At 73.4% G+C, this 5119-nt stretch carries 4 protein-coding genes; 3 read left to right on the top strand and 1 reads right to left on the bottom strand.

Annotated features, from left to right (window positions below):
* Positions 1 to 83: 83 nt before the first annotated feature.
* The 3 genes from ACLEQD_RS36560 to ACLEQD_RS36550 all read left to right on the top strand — a co-directional run bounded on the left by ACLEQD_RS36560 (position 84) and on the right by ACLEQD_RS36550 (position 4514).
* Positions 84 to 1616 (top strand): two-component system sensor histidine kinase NtrB, encoded by a 1533-nt coding sequence (locus ACLEQD_RS36560; RefSeq protein ID WP_410390518.1) that lies wholly within the window; start codon positions 84 to 86, stop codon positions 1614 to 1616.
* A complete protein-coding gene (locus tag ACLEQD_RS36555) occupies positions 1613 to 2995 on the top strand; it encodes a sigma-54-dependent transcriptional regulator (RefSeq protein WP_410390517.1) in 1383 nt (460 codons plus the stop codon). Before ACLEQD_RS36560 ends, ACLEQD_RS36555 begins: the two co-directional genes overlap by 4 nt.
* Positions 2996 to 3176: 181 nt before the next feature.
* A complete protein-coding gene (locus ACLEQD_RS36550) occupies positions 3177 to 4514 on the top strand; it encodes an FAD-binding oxidoreductase (RefSeq protein ID WP_410390516.1) in 1338 nt (445 codons plus the stop codon).
* 3 nt (positions 4515 to 4517) lie between these two features.
* Here ACLEQD_RS36550 and ACLEQD_RS36545 read toward each other — a convergent pair.
* A partial coding sequence (locus ACLEQD_RS36545; RefSeq protein ID WP_410390515.1) for a WS/DGAT domain-containing protein occupies positions 4518 to 5119 on the bottom strand: 602 nt, incomplete at its 5' end.

Below are 5119 nucleotides of genomic sequence, written 5' to 3'. Positions count from 1 at the left end.
CGCGGTGCGGCGCTGGGAGTCCGCGGCGGTGGACCCCGCCAATGCCCGCCGGCTGGGCATGCTCTGAGCCACGGAGGCGCGCGATGACGGGCGCCATGTGGGTCAGCCTGCTGGCGTGCGCGGGGCAGCTCGCGCTCGCCGGCATCGCGCTCGCCCGCGTGGGAAGGAGCCCCCTCGCGCTGCCGCTGTCGCTCTTGTCCATCGCGCTGTCGTCCTGGAACTTCTCCGCCTTCGGGCTGGCGCGCTCCGGGGACTCCGGCTGGCGGCTGATGGGCTTCGCCGCGGCGCTGATGACGCTGCCGTGCGCGGTGCACTTCATCCTCGCGTTCGTGGGCCGCCGCCGCCGCTCCGCCTGGGCCATGTACGGCACCTACGCGGTGATGGGCGCGCTCGCGCTGACGATGCTCGTGGCCATGGGCGTGCCCGCGCTGGAGGAGCGCATCAACACCTTCCGCTTCGGGCTCGCGGTCGCCGCCGGCGTCATCCCCATCCTCACCACGGGCTTCGTGCTGCTCACGCGGCACCTGCGCCGCACGGGCTCGCAGGAGGAGCGGGCGCGAGCGGGCCTGGTGGTGCTGGGGCTCACGCTGCTCGTCGCGCTGCTGCTCACGGACCTGGCGGCGGACATGGCCCTGCCCGTGCCGAAGCTGGGCAACGTGGGCACGCTCCTGGGCCTGCCGGTGATGGCCGTCGTGTCCCTGCGCTTCCAGCTCTTCGGGCAGGACGCGCGCGCCACGAGCGCGGCCATGCACGCCGTCGTGCTCGCGCTGGTGGGCGTGCTGGCCTACCTCACCCTCTTCCGCGTCTTCGCCGCCGAGTCCGGGGCGCTCGTCGTGGGCACCACCGCCATCACCTTCGCGCTGCTCGCGGCGGCCCGGCGCGTCGTCACCGGCTTCGTCACCCAGCGCGAGCGCCTGGAGCAGCTGGCCACGCTGGGGCGCTTCTCCGCGCAGATGGCGCACGACCTGAAGAACCCCATCGCCGCGCTCAAGGGCGCCGCCCAGTACCTCAAGGAGGAGCACGCGCGCGGCCACTCCTGGGACGCGCACGGGGACTTCCTGGACCTGCTGCTGGAGCAGGTGGAGCGCCTGGACCGCGTGGCGGGCACGTACCAGCGCCTCGCGCGCGTGGAGCCGCTGCGCCGGCCTCTGGATTTGAACCGGCTGGTGGAGGGCGTGCTGTCGCTCCAGGCCTTCGCGACCCCGGGCGCGGTGGAGCTCCAGAAGGACCTCGCCCCCGGCCTGCCCGGGTGCGCGGGCGACGAGGACCTGCTCGCCAACGCGCTGGAGAACCTGGTGCGCAACGCCTTCGAGGCCATGCCCGCGGGCGGCACCCTCACCGTGCGCACGCGGCAGGACGGCGACGCGGTGGTGGTGGAGGTGCAGGACACCGGCAGCGGCATGGACGCGCGCACGCGCGAGCGCGCCTTCGACGACTTCTACACCACCAAGGCCACGGGCAGCGGCCTGGGCCTGGCCTTCGTGCGGCGCGTGGCGGAGGCGCACGGCGGCACCGCGTCCCTGACGAGCGGCGAGGGCCGTGGCACCCTCCTCCGCCTGCGCCTGCCGGCAGCGCCCGTCCCGGCGGCGCCGGCATCCGAGGGAGAAGCCGCGTGAGCGACGCACTGAAGGGCCACGTCCTGGTGGTCGACGATGATCCCGCGCTGCTCAAGGTGCTGGGCGCGCTGCTCACCCAGGCGGGCCTCACCCCGCATCCGGCGTCCAGCGCGAAGGACGCCCTGGCCCTGCTCGCGCGCCGGCCCATCGACGTGGTGCTGAGCGACGTGCGCATGCCGGGCATGAGCGGCATGGAGCTGCTCGCGGAGGTGGGGCGCGGCTGGCCGGACGTGCCCGTGCTGCTGATGACCGCGCACGGCACCGTGCCGCTGGCCGTGGAGGCGATGAAGGCGGGCGCGGCGGACTTCGTGCTCAAGCCCTTCGACCGCGAGGAGCTCCTCTTCACGCTGAGGAAGGCGCTGCTCCACGCGAGCAACGCTCCCGAGCCCGCGCGCGCCGGGGGCAAGGCGCTGGACGGCCTGCTGATGGGCCAGAGCCGCGCGATGACGGAGGTGAAGGCCCTGCTGGTGAAGGCCGCCCAGGGCACCGCCACGGTGCTGCTGAGGGGCGAGTCCGGCACGGGCAAGGAGCTGGCCGCGCGCGCCCTGCACGAGGGCAGCCCCCGGCGCGCGGGGCCGTTCGTGAAGCTGCACTGCGCGGCGCTCCCGGACACGCTCCTGGAGAGCGAGCTGTTCGGCTACGAGAAGGGCGCCTTCACCGGCGCGGCGACGCGCAAGCCCGGCCGCGTGGAGCTGGCGCACGGCGGCACGCTGTTCCTGGATGAGATTGGCGACGTGTCCCCCGCCGTGCAGGTGAAGCTCTTGCGCGTGCTCCAGGAGCGCGAGTTCGAACGGCTGGGCGGCACCCAGACCGTGAAGGTCGACGTGCGCTTCGTCGCGGCCACGCACCAGGCGCTGGAGGACGGCGTGCGCCGGGGCACCTTCCGCGAGGACCTCTTCTACCGGCTCAACGTGGTGCCCCTCTGGCTGCCCACGCTGCGCGAGCGGCCGGAGGACATCCCGCTCCTCGCCCGCCACTTCCTGGACGTGCACGCCAGGACCAACGGCCGGCCGCCCTTCCGCTTGAGCGACGACGGGCTGCGCGCGCTCCAGGCCCAGCCGTGGCCCGGCAACGTGCGCCAACTGCAGAACTTCCTGGAGCGGCTGGTGGTGCTCTCCGACGGGCCCGTGCTCACCGGCGCGGACGTGGCACGGGAGCTGTCGCGCCAGCCGGGAATCGCGCCGCCGCCCGTCGCCGCGCCGCTCCTGCCGTCGCCGTCCGACTCCGCCACGCTGGAGTCACGGCGCAAGGACGTGGAGAAGGAAGCGCTGGTGGATGCGCTCAAGCGCGCGGGCGACAACCGCACGCTGGCGGCGCGGCTGCTCGGCGTCAGCCGGCGCACCCTCTACAACAAGCTGGAGGAGCACGGCCTGTCGTAGGGGTGGCGGGAGGCCGGCCCTCTGAAGCCCGGGCCGTGTTTTCACGGAGCGCTTCCGTGTACGAACCGGACTTCCAGGTTTATGCTGCTTCGCGCTCGTACTCCCTCGACGTGGCACCGCGCCTCACCCGAGTCCCCCTCCCGACCCGCAAGGGTTGGCTGACACGAAGGAGCAACGCCCCATGACCCAGACCCTCGCCAGCCGCGTGAGCGGCCCCGTCTACACCCCCAGCGACGCGGGCTATGGCCCGGAGTGCGCCGGCTTCAACGTGCTGGTCCAGCACACGCCGCAGTACGTGGTGGCGGTGAAGTCCACGCAGGACGTGGCGGAGGCCCTGCGCTTCGCGCGGGAGAACCACCTGCCCGTCGCGGTGCAGGCCACGGGGCACGGGACGTACGCGCCCGTCACCTCCGGCGTGCTCCTCTCCACGAAGGCGCTGGACCAGGTGAGCATCGACGTGGCGGCGCGCACGGCCACCATCGGCGCGGGCGCGCGCTGGGAGCCGGTCATCGCGGAGGCCGCGAAGCACGGCCTGGCGCCCGTCGCCGGCTCGTCCACGAACGTGGGCGTGGTGGGCTACCTGCTGGGCGGCGGCCTGGGGCCTCTCGTGCGCAGCCACGGCGTCAGCTCCGACTACGTCGTGGGCTACACGGTCGTCACCAGCGACGGGGAGACGGTCCAGGCGAGCGCCGAGCACCACCCGGACCTGTTCTGGGCGCTGCGCGGCGGCAAGGGCGGCTTCGGCATCGTGACGGAGGTGAAGCTCAAGCTGGTGGAGCTGCGCTCGCTGTACGCGGGCAGCCTCTTCTTCGAGGAGCAGCACATCGAGGCCGTGCTGCGCGGCTGGGTGAAGTGGACGTCGGAGGCGGACGCGCGCGTGTCCACGAGCATCGCCGTCATGCGCTTCCCGCCGTTCGACTTCATCCCGCCCCCGCTGCGCGGGCGCACGGTCATCAACCTGCGCTTCGCGTACCCGGGCGCCATCGAGGACGGCGCGAAGCTCGCGGCGCCCCTGCGCGCGCTGGCCCCCGTGTACCTGGACATGCTGGGGGAGCTGCCCGCGTCCCAGCTGGCGCGCATCCACAATGATCCGGATCAGCCCAGCCCCGTGTGGACCAACGGCATGATGCTGACCCACGTGGACCAGGACTTCGCGGCCACGGTGCTGCGCCACGTGGGCGCGGGCGTGCAGACGCCGTACTTCATGCTGGAGATCCGCCACCTGGGCGGCGCCAGCTGGAGGGACGTGGCGGGCGGCTCCGCGGTGGGCGGCCGCGGCGGCAACTTCATCATCGGCCTGGTGGGCATGCACCCGCCGCTGTTCGACACGGTGCTCCCTGGCGCGACGCAGGGCCTGCGCGCGGAGCTGAAGCCGTGGCTGTCGCCGGAGATGACCATCAACTTCATGGGCAAGGTCCAGTCCGCGGAGCACTTCGACAGCGCGTGGCCGGACGCCATCCGCGCGAAGCTCAAGGACGTGCGCGGCAAGTACGACCCGAGCAAGCTCTTCGCGAAGTAAGGCTCAGGGGACCGTCGTCTCCAGCGCGGCCAGCTCCTCCTGGAACGCGGAGACGAGGGCCCCCGGGTCCGGGACGCGTGACGCATCCGAGGCCACGCCCACGGTCACCTGTCCCGCGTAGCTGAAGAGGCTGATCCCCAGGCCCACGTGGCCGGCCTGGGGGACCCAGAACGTGAGTCCCCCCAGCCGGGTGCCCGCGAGCGACACCGGCTGGCGGGGCCCGGGCACGTTGGTGGCGACGAGCGACGCCTTGGTGCCCATCACGTCCACGACGGCGCGCTCCAGCGCCGCGGGCGTGTGGCCCAACAGCTCCAGCATGCCGGACGTCAGCACGGCCTCCGGCGAGCGCTTCAGGTGCTCCATCCGCTTCGCCACCTCGCGGAGCCGGCGGCGGGGCTCCGCCAGGTGCACGGGGAGCCGCAGGAACACCACGCCGAAGCGGTTGCCCAGCTCGCGCGGCACCGGCGCGTCCAGCGGCCGCAGGTTCACCGGCACCAGCGCGTGCACGTCCTCCAGCGGCGCGTCCCGCGTGGCCAGGTAGCGCCGCAGCGCGCCCGTCACCGCCGTGAGCAGCACGTCGTTCACCGTGCCGCCCAGGGTGCGGC

It is taken from the genome of Corallococcus sp. 4LFB (genome assembly GCF_046520365.1).
GTDB lineage: Bacteria > Myxococcota > Myxococcia > Myxococcales > Myxococcaceae > Corallococcus > Corallococcus caeni.
Note: the sequence above shows the minus strand (reverse complement) of the source record. Positions and strands in the feature narration are given on the sequence as shown.

What these genes read in the sequence shown, in the direction of transcription:
- ACLEQD_RS36550 (WP_410390516.1), top strand. Translation starts at nt 3,177, where the DNA reads ATGACCCAGACCCTCGCCAGCCGCGTGAGCGGCCCCGTCTACACCCCC.
- ACLEQD_RS36560 (WP_410390518.1), top strand. Translation starts at nt 84, where the DNA reads ATGACGGGCGCCATGTGGGTCAGCCTGCTGGCGTGCGCGGGGCAGCTC.